16 protein-coding genes and 1 pseudogene are annotated in these 15207 nt (G+C 59.9%); 11 read left to right on the top strand and 6 right to left on the bottom strand.

What is annotated here, in order from left to right; translation table 11 throughout:
- Window positions 1–44 precede the first annotated feature (44 nt).
- The gene (locus ACDZ94_RS09370) at window positions 45–407 is read left to right on the top strand and encodes a cupin domain-containing protein (protein WP_110620468.1); all 363 of its coding nucleotides are present in this window, start codon (window positions 45–47) and stop codon (window positions 405–407) included.
- 71 nt (window positions 408–478) lie between these two features.
- Here ACDZ94_RS09370 and rpmG read toward each other — a convergent pair whose 3' ends face one another.
- Window positions 479–634, bottom strand: a complete 156-nt coding sequence (rpmG, locus tag ACDZ94_RS09365; RefSeq protein ID WP_003176906.1) for a 50S ribosomal protein L33 — start codon at window positions 632–634, stop codon at window positions 479–481.
- Window positions 635–645: 11 nt separating this feature from the next.
- Window positions 646–879 carry a 50S ribosomal protein L28 gene (gene rpmB, locus ACDZ94_RS09360; protein ID WP_003176907.1) on the bottom strand — a complete coding sequence of 78 codons (234 nt, stop codon included), beginning with the start codon at window positions 877–879 and terminating at the stop codon, window positions 646–648.
- Window positions 880–1338: 459 nt separating this feature from the next.
- Here rpmB and ACDZ94_RS09355 point away from each other — a divergent pair, with 459 nt between their 5' ends.
- Window positions 1339–2931, top strand: a complete 1593-nt coding sequence (locus ACDZ94_RS09355; RefSeq protein WP_432751370.1) for an ABC transporter substrate-binding protein — start codon at window positions 1339–1341, stop codon at window positions 2929–2931.
- A 28-nt stretch (window positions 2932–2959) separates the two neighbouring features.
- Here ACDZ94_RS09355 and radC read toward each other — a convergent pair whose 3' ends face one another.
- Window positions 2960–3634: a RadC family protein gene (gene radC, locus ACDZ94_RS09350; protein WP_064454719.1), complete on the bottom strand. Its 675-nt coding sequence runs from the start codon at window positions 3632–3634 to the stop codon at window positions 2960–2962.
- A gap of 143 nt (window positions 3635–3777) precedes the next feature.
- On the opposite strand from radC, the gene coaBC reads away from it, so the two are divergent.
- The 4 genes and pseudogenes from coaBC (at window position 3778) to argB (ending at window position 8034) form a co-directional block, all read left to right on the top strand.
- Window positions 3778–4986: a bifunctional phosphopantothenoylcysteine decarboxylase/phosphopantothenate--cysteine ligase CoaBC gene (gene coaBC / locus ACDZ94_RS09345; protein WP_064454720.1), complete on the top strand. Its 1209-nt coding sequence runs from the start codon at window positions 3778–3780 to the stop codon at window positions 4984–4986.
- 5 nt (window positions 4987–4991) lie between these two features.
- Complete coding sequence (dut, locus tag ACDZ94_RS09340) at window positions 4992–5447, top strand: dUTP diphosphatase (protein WP_221295900.1); 456 nt, start codon at window positions 4992–4994, stop codon at window positions 5445–5447.
- Between the two features lie 240 nt (window positions 5448–5687).
- A pseudogene (locus ACDZ94_RS09335) lies at window positions 5688–7109 on the top strand (phosphomannomutase/phosphoglucomutase); the annotation flags it as partial.
- Window positions 7110–7128: 19 nt separating this feature from the next.
- On the top strand, window positions 7129–8034 hold the full coding sequence (gene argB / locus ACDZ94_RS09330; RefSeq protein WP_064454723.1) for an acetylglutamate kinase: 906 nt from the start codon (window positions 7129–7131) through the stop codon (window positions 8032–8034).
- Between the two features lie 159 nt (window positions 8035–8193).
- On the opposite strand, the gene pyrE is transcribed toward argB, so the two are convergent.
- The gene (pyrE, locus tag ACDZ94_RS09325; RefSeq protein WP_053258663.1) at window positions 8194–8838 is read right to left on the bottom strand and encodes an orotate phosphoribosyltransferase; all 645 of its coding nucleotides are present in this window, start codon (window positions 8836–8838) and stop codon (window positions 8194–8196) included.
- An 82-nt stretch (window positions 8839–8920) separates the two neighbouring features.
- Here pyrE and ACDZ94_RS09320 point away from each other — a divergent pair, with 82 nt between their 5' ends.
- Window positions 8921–9700 carry an exodeoxyribonuclease III gene (locus tag ACDZ94_RS09320; RefSeq protein WP_003195493.1) on the top strand — a complete coding sequence of 260 codons (780 nt, stop codon included), beginning with the start codon at window positions 8921–8923 and terminating at the stop codon, window positions 9698–9700.
- A 73-nt stretch (window positions 9701–9773) separates the two neighbouring features.
- Here the strand turns inward: ACDZ94_RS09320 and ACDZ94_RS09315 are convergent, their stop codons facing one another.
- Window positions 9774–10142, bottom strand: a complete 369-nt coding sequence (locus ACDZ94_RS09315; protein ID WP_064454724.1) for a DUF4870 domain-containing protein — start codon at window positions 10140–10142, stop codon at window positions 9774–9776.
- Between the two features lie 22 nt (window positions 10143–10164).
- Entirely contained in the window at window positions 10165–10887 is a 723-nt protein-coding gene (gene rph / locus ACDZ94_RS09310) for a ribonuclease PH (RefSeq protein WP_003213280.1), read from the bottom strand.
- Between the two features lie 217 nt (window positions 10888–11104).
- On the opposite strand from rph, the gene ACDZ94_RS09305 reads away from it, so the two are divergent.
- The 4 genes from ACDZ94_RS09305 (at window position 11105) to spoT (ending at window position 15196) form a co-directional block, all read left to right on the top strand.
- A complete protein-coding gene (locus ACDZ94_RS09305; RefSeq protein ID WP_064454725.1) occupies window positions 11105–11968 on the top strand; it encodes a YicC/YloC family endoribonuclease in 864 nt (287 codons plus the stop codon).
- A 10-nt stretch (window positions 11969–11978) separates the two neighbouring features.
- A complete protein-coding gene (gmk, locus tag ACDZ94_RS09300) occupies window positions 11979–12599 on the top strand; it encodes a guanylate kinase (protein WP_065931902.1) in 621 nt (206 codons plus the stop codon).
- A gap of 167 nt (window positions 12600–12766) precedes the next feature.
- On the top strand, window positions 12767–13030 hold the full coding sequence (rpoZ, locus tag ACDZ94_RS09295) for a DNA-directed RNA polymerase subunit omega (protein ID WP_003176920.1): 264 nt from the start codon (window positions 12767–12769) through the stop codon (window positions 13028–13030).
- Between the two features lie 60 nt (window positions 13031–13090).
- Entirely contained in the window at window positions 13091–15196 is a 2106-nt protein-coding gene (gene spoT, locus ACDZ94_RS09290; protein WP_053258667.1) for a bifunctional GTP diphosphokinase/guanosine-3',5'-bis pyrophosphate 3'-pyrophosphohydrolase, read from the top strand.
- Window positions 15197–15207 lie beyond the last annotated feature (11 nt).

Raw genomic sequence — 15207 nt, 5'->3', positions numbered from 1 at the left:
ATAGACTTTGGGCTCACCAACCCCAGGCCAGACGGGACACACACATGAGCATCCAGGACATCGTCGACTTCAGCCAAGCCAACACCGCCCCAGACCGCTACCGTCCGGCCGCCGAGAAAATCCTCAAGGGCGATCCCGAACAAACCATCTACAACCACTACAACAGTCCGTGCGGCCAGATGAGCGCGGGCGTGTGGGAAGGTGAAGTCGGGCAGTGGAAGGTCAATTACACGGAGCATGAGTACTGCGAGATTGTGCAGGGTGTTTCCGTGTTGCGGGATGCCGACGGCAACGCCAAGACTTTGCGCGCCGGCGACCGCTTCGTGATCCCCGCCGGGTTCAGCGGCACCTGGGAAGTGCTGGAGCCGTGCCGCAAGATCTACGTGGTGTTCGAACAGAAAGCCTGATCAAGAAATCACAGGCAAAAAAAAGCCCGCATCGTGAGATACGGGCTTTTTTTCACAAGGAAGAAAATCAATTACTTGATTTTGCCTTCTTTGTAGATCACGTGCTTGCGAACGCGCGGGTCGAACATTTTCTTTTCGAGCTTGTCCGGGGTAGTACGCTTGTTCTTGTCGGTAGTGTAGAAGTGACCAGTACCGGCGCTAGAGATCATTCGAATCAATTCACGCATGATAAAGCTCCTTAGATCTTGCCAGCGGCGCGGATTTCGGCCAGCACGACAGTGATGCCACGCTTGTCGATGATACGCATGCCTTTGGCAGATACACGCAGGCGAACAAAACGTTTCTCTTCTTCAACCCAGAAGCGGTGATGCTGCAGGTTCGGCAGGAAACGACGACGGGTTTTGTTATTTGCGTGGGAAATGTTATTCCCAGTCACCGGACCCTTACCGGTAACTTGACAGACTCTCGACATGCCTCAGCCCTCTAAAACCACATGCCCAACCCGGCATGGGTTGGCCGCTTAATCTCTCAGTCATTTGGCGCCAGGCGCCGCGTTTCTTTAGGGTCTTACCGGCTACACCTACTAGCGAAGGAACCGGGCCCCTAGAAAAGAGCGCTGCTTTATACCAGAAAGACCCTAGTGCAACAACAGCCCGTGTGTTTTTACCGGCATAAATCTTGGCGACAGACGCCTGAACCGTTGCCAGGAGGGGCCGCTGTAACAGCCGACCGCTCGTCGCACAGAATGATTTACAGCGCCCCGCAGGCACAATGAAGTGCACGGCGAAACGCGCTGAGGCGCCATCAAAACAGCATTTGCGCCAAAAGCACAGGCAAAAATGGGCTAGTCATTTATCAAACAGACCACTACGGTAGGCTTTTTCCAGACTGCACTCGCAGATGGGCCTTCGATCTGCAAAGGAAACCGAATATGCGCCTCGCTGCCCTACCGCTATTGCTAGCCCCTCTATTTATCGCGCCGCTGGCCCAAGCCGCCACCAGTTTGAGCGTTTGCACCGAGGCCAGCCCCGAAGGGTTCGATGTGGTGCAGTACAACTCCCTGACCACCACCAATGCCTCGGCCGATGTACTGATGAATCGCCTGGTGGACTACGACGCCGTCAGCGGCAAGCTGGTGCCGAGCCTCGCAGACAGCTGGGAAGTGTCGCCGGATGGCCTGACCTATACCTTCAAGCTGCACCCGGGGGTTAAATTCCACCGTACCGACTATTTCACCCCGAGCCGCACCCTGACCGCCGAAGACGTGCGCTTCAGCTTTGAACGCATGCTCGACCCCGCCAACCCGTGGCACAAGATCGCCCAGAGCGGCTTCCCGCATGCGCAGTCTCTGCAACTGCCGACGCTGGTCAAGAAGATCGACGCCCTCGACCCGCTGACCGTGCGCTTCACCCTCGATCACGCCGACTCGACCTTCCTCGCCGCTCTCAGCATGGGCTTTGCCTCGATCTACCCGGCCGAGTACGCCGATAAACTGCTCAAGGCCGGTACGCCCGAAAAGCTCAACAGCCAACCGATCGGCACCGGACCGTTCGTTTTTGTGCGTTTCCAGAAAGATGCTGTCGTGCGTTACAAAGCCAACCCGGATTACTTCGCCGGCAAACCGGCTGTGGATAACTTGCTCTTCGCCATTACGCCGGATGCCAACGTGCGCCTGCAGAAACTGCACCGTGATGAGTGCCAGATCGCGCTGTCGCCCAAGCCGCTGGATGTGGGTGAAGCAGAGAAAGATCCCGCGCTCAAAGTAGAAAAAACACCAGCCTTCATGACCGCATTCGTTGCGATCAATAGCCAGCACCCGCCGCTGGACAAGCCCGAAGTGCGGCAGGCGATCAACCTGGCCTTCGACAAGAACAGCTACCTGAAAGCCGTATTTGAAGGCACCGCCGAAGCAGCCAATGGCATTTACCCACCAAATACCTGGAGCTATGCCAAGGACTTGCCGGGTTATCCACAGGACATCGCCAAAGCCAAGGCGCTGTTGGACCGGGCCGGCCTCAAGAATGGTTTCAAGACCACCCTCTGGACTCGACCCACCGGAAGCCTGCTGAACCCCAACCCTAACCTGGGCGCACAGCTGTTGCAGGCGGACCTCGCCAAAATCGGCATCCAGGCAGAGATCCGTGTGATCGAGTGGGGCGAGCTGATTCGCCGCGCCAAAGCCGGTGAGCATGACCTGCTGTTCATGGGTTGGGCCGGCGATAACGGCGACCCGGATAACTTCCTGACCCCGCAATTCTCCTGCGCGGCAGTGAAATCCGGCACCAACTTCGCCCGCTACTGCGACCCAACCCTGGACAAACTGATCAGCGCCGGCAAGACCACCAGCGAGCAAGGTGTGCGCAGCAAGCTGTATCAACAGGCCCAGGCACAGATCCAGCAGCAGGCTTTATGGCTACCGCTTGCGCACCCTACGGCGTTCGCTCTGGCGCGCAAGAATGTCGAGGGATACCAGGTGAGCCCGTTTGGACGCCAGGACTTCTCCAAGGTCAGCGTCAAGCCTTGAAAACCTGCCCCGCCCTAATGGGGCGGGGCTACATCCACCCATATTCCGCCATCGACAGCGGGTCACCGTCGCCCACAATGATGTGATCCAGCACCCGCACATCCACGACTTCCAACGCCTTTTGCAGCAACTTGGTTAATTTTCGATCAGCCGCACTCGGCTCGACACTCCCTGATGGATGGTTATGGCACAGGATCAACGCTGCCGCGTTGTATGCAAGCGCACGCTTGACCACCTGGCGGGGGTAAACGATGGCGGTGTCGATGGTGCCCTCAAACAACGCCTCGAAGCCCAGCACACGATGTTTTGAGTCGAGAAACAGGCAGCCGAAGATCTCGTGGGGCTCATGACGTAACAGCGCCTTGAGGTAGTCACGCACGGCCAGCGGACTCTCCAATACCGAATCGCTACGCAGGCGCTCGGCCAGGTGGCGCCGGGACATCTCCAGCACCGCCTGCAACTGTGCAAACTTCGCCGGCCCCAACCCCAAATGCTGGATGAACAGCGTCTGGCTGGCCTCCAACAACGGTCGAAGGCCACCGAATTGCGCCAATAGATGGCGCGCCAGATCCACCGCACTTCTGCCCGAAACCCCAGTGCGCAGGAAGATTGCCAACAACTCGGCATCGGACAGACTCGCCGCGCCCCACTCCAAAAGTTTCTCCCGTGGACGTTCAGCCACAGGCCAATCGCGAATACTCATCCCACCTCCGTGTGCATGTGCGCCGCTGTTGCCCGACGGTCGCTGTGTTATCTTAAGCCCTCTTTTTTGCGTGCGATTTCACCTGGGGAGGGGGCATCGCAGGCGTCACTGAACTGGCATCACTGAACTGGAAAGGCAAACCAATGCAGCGTCTGTATCGGAAACGCATCGTTCTCGGCGTCGGCGGCGGCATTGCCGCCTACAAGAGCGCAGAGCTGGTTCGCAGGCTCCTGGACCAAGGCGCCGAAGTGCGCGTGGTCATGACACGCGGTGGCAGTGAGTTCATCACCCCACTGACCATGCAAGCCCTGTCCGGCCACCCGGTTCACCTGGACCTGCTGGACCCGGCGGCCGAAGCCGCCATGGGCCATATCGAGCTGGCCAAATGGGCTGACCTGGTGCTGATCGCCCCAGCCACTGCCGACCTGATCGCGCGCCTGGCCCAAGGCATTGCCGATGACCTGCTGACCACACTGGTACTGGCCACCGACGCTACCGTCGCCATCGCTCCGGCCATGAACCAGGCCATGTGGCGCGACCCGGCCACCCAGGCCAACACCCAGCTCCTGCAAAGCCGTGGCCTCAAAGTGTTCGGCCCGGCCTCCGGCAGCCAGGCCTGCGGCGATGTGGGCATGGGCCGCATGCTCGAAGCCACCGACCTGGCGCAGTGCGCCGCAGAGTGCTTCCAGCACCTGGCACTCACCGGCAAACATGTACTGATCACCGCTGGCCCGACCCAGGAAAACATCGACCCGGTGCGTTACATCACCAACCATAGCTCAGGAAAAATGGGCTTTGCCTTGGCCGAAGCCGCGGTTGAGGCAGGCGCACGCGTCACCCTCATCACCGGTCCGGTGCACTTGCCAACCCCCGATCGCGTCACGCGAATCGACGTAGTCAGCGCCAGGGACATGTTGGCGGCCTGTGAAGCAGCCATTCCCTGCGACCTGTTTATCGCCTCGGCAGCGGTTGCAGACTACCGCCCGGAAGTCGTCGCCCCGCAAAAGCTTAAGAAAGACCCTACAAGCGGCGACGGCCTGCTCCTGCAAATGGTGCGCAACCCGGACATTCTGGCGACCATCGCCACCCGCCCGGACCGGCCATTCAGTGTCGGCTTCGCGGCCGAGACCGAGCACCTGCTCGACTATGCCGCACGCAAATTGAAAGACAAAAACCTCGACCTGATCGTTGCCAATGATGTCGCAAACCCGAGCATCGGCTTCAACAGTGAGGAAAATGCTATCAGCGTGATCGACCGCGAGTTGCACGCCACCGTTTTCGCCCAGACCAGCAAAGGCAAGATTGCCCGCCAACTGATCTCATTTATCGCCCAACGGCTGAACCAGGTTTAATTTACATGCACGCTTTGCAAGCCAAGATCCTCGACCCACGCATCGGCAACGAATTCCCGCTGCCGGCCTACGCCACACCGGGCTCCGCCGGCCTGGACCTGCGCGCCATGCTCAAGCAGGACACGGTCCTTGAGCCGGGCCAGACCCTCCTCATCCCTACCGGCCTGTCGATCTACGTCGGCGACCCTGGCCTGGCGGCGTTGATCCTGCCGCGCTCCGGCCTGGGCCACAAACACGGCATCGTGCTGGGCAACCTTGTGGGCCTGATCGACTCGGATTACCAGGGCGAACTGATGGTGTCGTGCTGGAACCGTGGCAACACCTCGTTCAACATCGCCGTCGGCGAGCGCATCGCCCAATTGGTGCTGGTGCCGGTGGTACAGGCGCACTTCGAACTGGTACAGGAGTTCGACGAGACTCAACGCGGCGCAGGTGGTTTTGGGCATTCCGGCAGCCACTGACTAAGCTGAATCTTGCCGGACGCAGTTGTCCGGCAAGACGCCACCGCATGGCTATTCAGGATGAAGAATGCGCGGATTTATTCAGCGAGATTTCTACAACAAAATCAAAAGTTTACGCGACAGACCAAACGGAGCCAGCACTCCGATGGCACTTTTACACCACGAACTCTCTGCCGAAAACGCCGTCTTACCCTTCAGTTTGAGCCTGCCGGTCAGCCACTTTAAGGCCAGCCTTGCCCCCTTCAGATGGAGTTTCCCCCCGCGATGAGTACCGCAGCCCGAGTAGCCCCGACATTCCCCGACAGCATCTTTCGCGCCTACGACATTCGTGGCGTGGTGCCCAAGACCCTGACCGCCGAAACCGCCTACTGGATCGGTCGCGCCATTGGCTCCCAGAGCCTGGCCCAGGGCGAGCCCAATGTTTCGGTAGGCCGTGACGGCCGCTTGTCCGGCCCGGAGCTGGTGGAACAGCTGATCCAGGGCCTGGCGGACAGCGGCTGCCACGTCAGCGACGTCGGCCTGGTGCCAACGCCTGCGCTGTACTACGCCGCCAACGTACTGGCCGGCAAATCCGGGGTGATGCTCACCGGCAGCCATAACCCGTCGGACTACAACGGCTTCAAGATCGTCATCGCCGGCGACACCCTGGCCAACGAACAGATCCAGGCCCTGCACAACCGCCTGAAGAACAACGACCTGACCAGCGGTAAAGGCAGCATTACCCAAGTCGACATCCTTCAACGCTACTCCGACCAAATCACCGGCGACGTCAAACTCGCACGCCGCCTGAAAGTGGTAGTGGACTGTGGCAACGGCGCAGCCGGCGTGATCGCCCCGCAGCTGCTCGAAGCCCTGAACTGCGAAATCATCCCGCTGTTCTGCGACGTTGACGGCAACTTCCCCAACCACCACCCGGACCCGGGCAAACCTGAAAACCTGGTGGACCTGATCGCCAAGGTCAAGGAAACCGGTGCCGACGTAGGCCTGGCCTTCGACGGTGACGGCGATCGCGTCGGGGTGGTGACCAACACCGGCGAGAACGTCTTCGCAGACCGCCTGCTGATGCTGTTCGCCCGTGACGTGGTGGCGCGCAATCCGAATGCCGAAATCATCTTCGACGTGAAATGCACCCGCCGCCTCACCCCGCTGATCAAGAAATACGGGGGCCGCCCACTAATGTGGAAGACCGGTCACTCGTTGATCAAAAAGAAAATGAAGGAAACCGGTGCGCTATTGGCCGGCGAAATGAGCGGCCACGTGTTCTTCAAGGAGCGCTGGTTCGGGTTTGACGACGGCATTTACAGCGCCGCCCGTCTGCTGGAGATCCTCAGCAAGGAAAAATCCACGGCGCAGGAGCTGTTTCAGACCTTCCCGAATGATATTTCTACGCCAGAGATCAATATCCATGTGACCGAGGAGAGCAAATTCAGCATCATTGACGCACTGCACGATGCGCAATGGGGTGAAGGCGCCAACCTGACCACCATTGATGGTGTGCGAGTCGATTACGCCAAAGGCTGGGGCCTGGTTCGCGCGTCCAACACCACACCGGTGCTGGTCCTGCGCTTCGAGGCGGATACCGAGGCTGAGTTGCAGCGCATCAAGGACGTGTTCCACGCCCAGTTGAAACGTGTTGCCCCTGATCTCCAATTACCGTTCTGATTTTTTACCGGAGCCCTGAATGACCCTCGAACGCGAAGCCGCTGCCAATACTGCCAAGGTCCTGTCCGAAGCGTTGCCTTACATTCGACGCTACGTCGGCAAGACGCTGGTGATCAAGTACGGCGGCAATGCCATGGAAAGCGAGGAGCTGAAAACCGGCTTTGCCCGCGACATCGTGTTGATGAAAGCTGTCGGGATCAACCCGGTAGTTGTGCACGGCGGCGGCCCGCAAATCGGCGATTTGCTCAAGCGCTTGTCGATCGAGAGTCACTTCATTGATGGCATGCGCGTCACGGACGCGCAGACCATGGACGTGGTGGAGATGGTCCTCGGCGGCCAGGTGAACAAGGACATCGTCAACCTGATCAACCGTCATGGCGGCAGCGCCATCGGCCTGACCGGCAAGGACGCGGAGCTGATTCGCGCGAAAAAACTGACCGTTACCCGTCAGACGCCGGAAATGACCCAGCCGGAAATCATCGACATCGGCCAGGTAGGCGAAGTCATCGGGATCAACACCGACCTGCTGAACCTGCTGGTCAGAGGCGACTTCATCCCGGTGATCGCGCCGATCGGCGTGGGTGCCAACGGTGAGTCCTACAACATCAACGCCGACCTGGTGGCCGGCAAGGTGGCCGAGGCGCTGAAAGCTGAAAAGCTGATGCTGCTGACCAACATCGCCGGCCTGATGGACAAGGAAGGCAAGGTGTTGACCGGCCTGACAACCCAACAGGTGGACGAGCTGATCGCCGACGGCACGATCTACGGCGGCATGCTGCCGAAGATCCGTTGCGCGCTGGAAGCAGTGCAAGGCGGCGTCGGCAGCTCGCTGATCCTGGATGGCCGGGTGCCGAATGCGATCCTGCTGGAAATCTTCACAGATACCGGTGTGGGTACGCTGATCAGCAATCGCAAGCGCCCTTAAACGCTGCAAACGAAAAGGCCCCGCTCAATCAGATTGAGCGGGGCCTTTTTTGTGGGAGCTGGCTTGCCTGCGATGCAGGCACCTCGGTGATTCAGTAGTACCGAGGTGATGCTATCGCAGGCAAGCCAGCTCCCACACTAGCCTGCATGGGCCGCCGTCTCAGACGCCGAACTGCTCGCGGTACGCCTTGACCGCCGGCAAATGCTGCTTGAGCTGCGGGTCATCTTCCAGGAACTGCAACACCTGGTTCAACGATACGATGCTCACCACCGGAATGCCGAAATCACGCTCCACTTCCTGGATTGCCGACAACTCACCGTTGCCGCGCTCCTGGCGATTCAGGGCGATCAGCACGCCAGCCGCCTTGGCGCCCTCCTGGGAAGCGATGATCTGCATCACTTCACGGATCGCGGTGCCGGCAGTGATCACGTCGTCGATAATCAGCACGTCGCCTTTAAGCGGAGCACCCACCAGGCTGCCGCCTTCGCCATGGGCCTTGGCCTCTTTGCGGTTGAAGCACCACGGCAGATCAAGCCCATGATGTTCAGCCAACGCCACGGCAGTCGCGGCCGCCAGCGGGATGCCCTTGTAGGCCGGACCAAACAATACGTCGAAGGAAATACCGCTTTCAACGATGGCCGCCGCGTAGAAACGACCCAGCTGAGCCAGGGCCGAACCCGAGTTGAACAAGCCGGCATTGAAGAAGTAGGGGCTGGTGCGCCCGGACTTCAGAGTGAACTCACCGAAGCGCAAAACGCCGCGATCGATGGCAAAACGAATGAAATCGCGTTGATACGCCTGCATGAAAAAAGCCTCAGATACCACGGATTTAGCTAATTAGGTAGACGGCGTGTATCATACACGCACGCGATTTTTGGGGCCATTTATGCGGATCATCAGTGTGAACGTCAATGGTATTCAGGCTGCAGTCGAGCGTGGTTTGCTCAGTTGGCTGCAAGCACAGAATGCCGACGTCATCTGCCTGCAGGACACCCGCGCCTCCGCCTTTGAACTGGACGACCCAGCCTTCCAACTGGATGGCTACTTCCTTTATGCCTGCGATGCCGAAGTGCCCACCCAAGGTGGTGTGGCTTTGTACTCGCGGTTGCAACCCAAGGCGGTCATCAGCGGCCTCGGCTTCGAGACAGCCGACCGCTACGGGCGCTACCTGCAAGCCGATTTCGACAAGGTCAGCATCGCGACCTTGCTGCTCCCTTCGGGGCAGAACGGCGATGAAGACTTGAACCAGAAGTTCAAGCTAATGGACGATTTCGCCCGTTATCTGGATAAACAGCGACGCAAACGTCGCGAGTACATTTACTGTGGCTCGCTGTACGTGGCGCAACAGAAGCTGGATATCAAGAATTGGCGCGACAGCCAGCAATCCCCGGGTTTCCTGGCACCAGAACGTGCCTGGATGGACGAGATTGTCGGCAACATGGGCTATGTTGATGCCCTGCGCGAAGTCAGCCGTGAAGGCGACCAGTACAGCTGGTGGCCAGATAACGAACAGGCTGAGATGCTCAACCTGGGTTGGCGTTTCGACTACCAGTTGCTGACCCCAGGTCTGCGCCGGTTTGTTCGCAGCGCACGTCTGCCGCGCCAGCCACGCTTTTCGCAGCACGCACCACTGATCGTGGACTACGACTGGACACTGACCATCTGAGGTCTTTTCCCAGGCACAAAAAAACCGACATCGCTGTCGGTTTTTTTGTGGATGCCTGTCGGCTGAACCCGCGTTATTTGACCACGCGCCAGGTCAAGGGATAGCGATAGGCGATCCCTTTGTTGGCTTTGATCGCACCGATGATCGTCAGCACGATGGTGGCGATTGCCAGCGCAAACATCAGGAAAAAACCGATGACCGCGAAAGCCAGCACGATGCAAGCCATCCAGGCGATGGCCACAGTGATCTGGAAATTCAAGGCTTCCTTGCCCTGATCATCAATGAACGGGTCCACTTCCTTTTTCATCTGCCACAGGATCAGCGGCCCTACGACGCTGCCGAAGGGGAACACAAACCCCAGAAACGCCGCCAAATGACACAACATGGCTCCCTGACGGACTTCGTAGGAAGGCGTAGGCACGGGTAGTTGGCTGTCATTCATGGCGTTTCTCCTTGAAGCCGACTCAGTCAGCCAGTGCGGCGTTCTGCAGCTCGAAAATTTCGGTCATGCCTTTCTGGGCCAGGGCCAGCATGGCGTTCAGGTCGGCCGGCTGGAATGGCGCGCCTTCGGCGGTGCCCTGCACTTCGATGAAACCACCGGTGCTGGTCATCACCACGTTCAGGTCGGTCTCGGCAGCCGAGTCTTCCAGGTAGTCCAGGTCCAGCACAGGCTCGCCCTGGTACATGCCGACCGACACCGCAGCAATCATCTGCTTGAGTGGGTCGCCGCCCTTAAGGCCGCCGCGCTTCTTGATCACTTTCAGTGCATCGACCAGGGCCACCATGGCGCCGGTGATGGACGCGGTACGGGTGCCACCGTCAGCCTGGATCACGTCGCAATCGACGTACAGGGTGACGTCGCCCAGCTTGGACATGTCCAGGGCGGCACGCAGGGAGCGACCGATCAGACGCTGGATTTCCAGAGTACGGCCGCCTTGCTTGCCGCGGCTGGCTTCACGCTGGTTACGCTCGCCGGTGGCGCGCGGCAGCATGCCGTACTCGGCAGTCAACCAACCCTGGCCCTGGCCCTTGAGGAAACGCGGCACGCCGTTTTCGACGCTGACGGTGCAGATAACCTTGGTATCGCCAAACTCGACCAGTACAGATCCCTCGGCGTGTTTGGTGTAGTTGCGGGTGATGCGGATCGAGCGGAGCTGATCGGCAGCGCGACCACTTGGACGTTTCATAGGGGATACCTGTACGGAGGACGAAAAACTGCCGAGCATTATAGAGCCGCGAACCGATTCGGGGCACTTCTAAAAAATTCGGTTACGAATGGCTAGCCTATTGCCCATTGTTTGGGCGCGCTCGCCCCACTGCGCTACAATCCTGCGCCTTCGCAGCCTGTCGGCTTCAATTTACCCATCAGTCCGCATTTGTGGGACTGCATCGCGAGGTACCTCCATGGTGCACAGCATGACCGCCTTCGCCCGCGTCGAAAAAGCCGGCGTCCAAGGCACCCTGAGCTGGGAACTGCGCTCGGTCAACAGCCGTTACCTGGAGCCGCACCTGCGCCTGCCGGAGTCCTTCCGCGACCTCGAAGGAGCCGTGCGTGAAGCGCTGCGCCAGGGCATCTCCCGTGGCAAGCTGGAATGCACCCTGCGCTTTACCGAGGAAACCACCGGCAAGCCACTGCAAGTTGACCGCGACCGCGCCGCGCAACTGGTTGCCGCCGCCGAAACCATCGCCGGCCTGATCAAGCAGCCCGCCGCACTCAACCCTCTGGAAGTGCTGGCCTGGCCCGGTGTACTCGTGGCCGACGCCGCCGACCCGCAAGCCCTCAACGCCGAAGCCCTCGCCCTGTTCACGCAGGGTTTGAAGGAGCTCAAGGCCGGTCGCGAGCGTGAAGGCGCCGAACTGGCCCGCCTGATCAATGAGCGCCTGACTTCGATCGAAGCCGACGTAGTCACCCTGCGCGAGCTGGTGCCGCAGATGCTCGCCACCCAACGCCAGAAGGTCCTCGACCGCTTCACCGACATGAAGGCCGACCTCGACCCGGTGCGCCTGGAGCAGGAAATGGTCCTGCTGGCACAGAAGAGTGACGTGGCCGAAGAGCTCGACCGCCTGAGCACCCACATCCTCGAAGTGCGCCGCGTGCTCAAGTCCGCCGGTGCCGCCGGTCGGCGCCTGGACTTCCTGATGCAGGAACTCAACCGCGAAGCCAATACACTGGGCTCCAAGGCGTTTGATCCGCGCAGCACCACGGCTGCGGTCAACCTCAAGGTGTTGATCGAGCAGATGCGCGAACAAGTACAGAATATTGAGTAAGGCAACCTCCATGACCCACAGCACCGGCACCCTTTACATCATTTCCGCCCCTTCGGGCGCGGGCAAGAGCAGCCTGGTCAAGGCCCTGACCGACGCTGACGAGCACATCCGCATCTCGGTCTCGCACACCACCCGCGCCATGCGCCCGGGTGAAGTAAACGGCGTGCACTATCACTTCGTCGAGCGCACCGAGTTCGTGAAGATGATCGAACACGGCGACTTCCTTGAGCGTGCCGAAGTCTTCGGCAACCTCTACGGCACTTCGCAAAGCCATTTGCAGCAGACCCTGGACGAAGGCCACGACCTGATCCTGGAAATCGACTGGCAAGGCGCCGAGCAAGTGCGTCAGTTGATGCCCAAGGCGCGCTCGATCTTCATCCTGCCGCCGTCGCTGGAAGCGTTGCACCAGCGTCTGACCAACCGTGGCCAGGACAGCGACGAGATCATCGAAGGCCGCATGCGTGAAGCCGTCAGCGAAATGAGCCACTACGTCGACTACGACTACCTGATCATCAACGACGATTTTGCGCACGCCCTGGACGATTTGAAGGCGATTTTCCGCACCAATCAGCTCCAGCAAAAGCGCCAACAACAGCGTTTCGGTAAATTATTGGCCGAACTGCTCGGTTGATTGGCTCTTCCCAAAACCGCTGCAAGGGCTTTACATTGGCACTTGTAGCGGTTTTGCGAGGGTCTGCGAAAAATCAGCGCTTCCCTAAACGCTGGTGATTTTTTAAACTGTTTAGTCCGCTCGCCCAACCGGGCAGCGCGCATCTTGCATTCGCTCCGAGGAATACCATGGCCCGCGTAACCGTTGAAGACTGCCTAGAACACGTGGATAACCGCTTTGAGCTGGTCATGCTCTCTACCAAGCGTGCCCGTCAATTGGCCACTGGCGGCAAAGAGCCCCTGGTCCAGTGGGAAAACGACAAGCCTACCGTTGTAGCCCTGCGTGAAATCGCTGAAGGCCTGATGAGCTACGAGTTCATCGCCAACGCCGAAATCGTTGAAGACGAACCGCTGTTTGCAGCGTTCGAGGACGAGTCCAACGAGGCCGTCTAAGCCTATGCCTGGTCGACGTAGCACGGCGCGGGGTCACAGCCAACGGCAGGAGTTAACACTTTGCCGAGCATAGACGCCCTCGCCGATCGCTTATCGGCCTACCTCGGCCCAGACCAGGTCAACCTGGTCCGCCGAGCGTATTTCTACGCCGAACAAGCCCACGACGGCCAACGCCGCCGTAGCGGTGAGGCGTATGTCACGCATCCTCTTGCGGTGGCAAATATTCTGGCCGACATGCACATGGACCATCAGAGCCTGATGGCTGCGATGCTGCATGACGTGATTGAAGACACCGGCATCGCCAAGGAAGCGCTCAGCGCGCAATTTGGCGAAACCGTGGCCGAACTGGTCGACGGGGTCAGCAAACTGACCCAGATGAACTTCGAGACCAAGGCCGAAGCCCAGGCAGAAAACTTCCAGAAGATGGCCATGGCCATGGCCCGCGACATTCGGGTCATTCTGGTCAAGTTGGCGGACCGGCTGCACAACATGCGCACGCTGGAAGTGCTGTCCGGCGAAAAACGCCGGCGCATCGCCAAGGAAACCCTGGAAATCTACGCGCCCATCGCCAACCGGCTGGGCATGCATGCCATCCGTATCGAATTCGAAGACCTCGGCTTCAAGGCCATGCACCCCATGCGTTCGGCGCGCATCTACCAGGCGGTCAAGCGCGCCCGTGGCAACCGCAAGGAAATCGTCAACAAGATCGAAGAGTCGCTGAGCCATTGCCTGGCGATCGACGAGATTGAAGGCGAGGTCAGCGGCCGGCAGAAACACATCTACGGCATCTACAAGAAGATGCGCGGCAAGCGCCGGGCCTTTAACGAGATCATGGACGTGTATGCGTTCCGGATCATCGTCGACAAGGTCGATACCTGCTACCGCGTGCTGGGCGCTGTACATAATTTGTACAAACCCCTGCCAGGCCGCTTCAAGGACTACATCGCCATTCCCAAGGCCAACGGCTATCAGTCGCTGCATACCACGCTGTTCGGTATGCACGGGGTGCCGATCGAGATCCAGATCCGCACGCGGGAAATGGAAGAAATGGCCAACAACGGGATCGCCGCCCACTGGCTGTACAAATCCAGCGGCGACGAGCAACCCAAAGGCACTCATGCCCGCGCCCGCCAGTGGGTCAAAGGCGTGCTGGAAATGCAGCAACGTGCCGGCAACTCCCTGGAGTTTATCGAAAGCGTGAAGATCGACCTGTTCCCGGACGAGGTCTACGTATTCACGCCCAAAGGCCGGATCATGGAGCTGCCCAAAGGCTCCACGGCGGTCGACTTTGCCTACGCGGTGCACACCGATGTCGGCAACAGCTGCATTGCCTGTCGGATCAACCGTCGTCTCGCGCCGCTGTCCGAACCGCTGCAAAGCGGCTCCACGGTCGAGATCGTCAGTGCACCCGGCGCGCGCCCGAACCCGGCCTGGCTGAACTTCGTGGTCACGGGTAAAGCGCGGACACACATCCGCCACGCGCTCAAACTGCAACGCCGCTCCGAATCCATCAGCCTGGGCGAACGCCTGCTGAACAAGGTGCTCAACGGTTTCGACAGCGCCCTCGAAAAAATCCCGGCCGAACGCGTGCAAGCGATGCTCCACGAGTACCGCCAGGAAACCATCGAAGACCTGCTGGAAGATATCGGCCTGGGCAACCGCATGGCCTACGTGGTCGCCCGCCGGCTGCTCGGCGAAGGCGAGCAGTTGCCAAGCCCCGAAGGCCCGCTGGCGATTCGCGGCACCGAAGGCCTGGTGCTCAGCTACGCCAAGTGCTGCACGCCGATCCCGGGCGACCCGATTGTCGGCCACTTGTCTGCCGGCAAAGGCATGGTGGTGCACCTGGACAACTGCCGCAATATCAGCGAAATCCGTCACAACCCCGAAAAATGCATCCAGCTCTCGTGGGCCAAGGATGTCACCGGCGAATTCAACGTCGAGCTGCGGGTGGAGCTGGAGCACCAGCGCGGCCTGATCGCCCTGCTGGCCAGCAGCGTCAACGCGGCCGACGGCAATATCGAGAAAATCAGCATGGATGAGCGCGATGGCCGCATCAGCGTGGTCCAGCTGGTGGTCAGCGTGCACGACCGCGTGCACCTGGCCCGCGTGATCAAGAAACTGCGCGCCCTGACGGGAGTGATCCGCATCACCCGCATGCGTGCATAGCCGTTCTCTTA

The sequence above is a fragment of the Pseudomonas sp. UBT genome, from assembly GCF_050915955.1.
GTDB lineage: Bacteria > Pseudomonadota > Gammaproteobacteria > Pseudomonadales > Pseudomonadaceae > Aquipseudomonas > Aquipseudomonas antarctica_A.
Note: the sequence above shows the minus strand (reverse complement) of the source record. Positions and strands in the feature narration are given on the sequence as shown.

What these genes read in the sequence shown, in the direction of transcription:
- ACDZ94_RS09370 (WP_110620468.1), top strand. Translation starts at nt 45, where the DNA reads ATGAGCATCCAGGACATCGTCGACTTCAGCCAAGCCAACACCGCCCCA.
- rpmG (WP_003176906.1), bottom strand. Translation starts at nt 634, where the DNA reads ATGCGTGAATTGATTCGAATGATCTCTAGCGCCGGTACTGGTCACTTC.
- rpmB (WP_003176907.1), bottom strand. Translation starts at nt 879, where the DNA reads ATGTCGAGAGTCTGTCAAGTTACCGGTAAGGGTCCGGTGACTGGGAAT.
- ACDZ94_RS09355 (WP_432751370.1), top strand. Translation starts at nt 1,339, where the DNA reads ATGCGCCTCGCTGCCCTACCGCTATTGCTAGCCCCTCTATTTATCGCG.
- radC (WP_064454719.1), bottom strand. Translation starts at nt 3,634, where the DNA reads ATGAGTATTCGCGATTGGCCTGTGGCTGAACGTCCACGGGAGAAACTT.
- coaBC (WP_064454720.1), top strand. Translation starts at nt 3,778, where the DNA reads ATGCAGCGTCTGTATCGGAAACGCATCGTTCTCGGCGTCGGCGGCGGC.
- dut (WP_221295900.1), top strand. Translation starts at nt 4,992, where the DNA reads ATGCACGCTTTGCAAGCCAAGATCCTCGACCCACGCATCGGCAACGAA.
- argB (WP_064454723.1), top strand. Translation starts at nt 7,129, where the DNA reads ATGACCCTCGAACGCGAAGCCGCTGCCAATACTGCCAAGGTCCTGTCC.
- pyrE (WP_053258663.1), bottom strand. Translation starts at nt 8,838, where the DNA reads ATGCAGGCGTATCAACGCGATTTCATTCGTTTTGCCATCGATCGCGGC.
- ACDZ94_RS09320 (WP_003195493.1), top strand. Translation starts at nt 8,921, where the DNA reads ATGCGGATCATCAGTGTGAACGTCAATGGTATTCAGGCTGCAGTCGAG.
- ACDZ94_RS09315 (WP_064454724.1), bottom strand. Translation starts at nt 10,142, where the DNA reads ATGAATGACAGCCAACTACCCGTGCCTACGCCTTCCTACGAAGTCCGT.
- rph (WP_003213280.1), bottom strand. Translation starts at nt 10,887, where the DNA reads ATGAAACGTCCAAGTGGTCGCGCTGCCGATCAGCTCCGCTCGATCCGC.
- ACDZ94_RS09305 (WP_064454725.1), top strand. Translation starts at nt 11,105, where the DNA reads ATGGTGCACAGCATGACCGCCTTCGCCCGCGTCGAAAAAGCCGGCGTC.
- gmk (WP_065931902.1), top strand. Translation starts at nt 11,979, where the DNA reads ATGACCCACAGCACCGGCACCCTTTACATCATTTCCGCCCCTTCGGGC.
- rpoZ (WP_003176920.1), top strand. Translation starts at nt 12,767, where the DNA reads ATGGCCCGCGTAACCGTTGAAGACTGCCTAGAACACGTGGATAACCGC.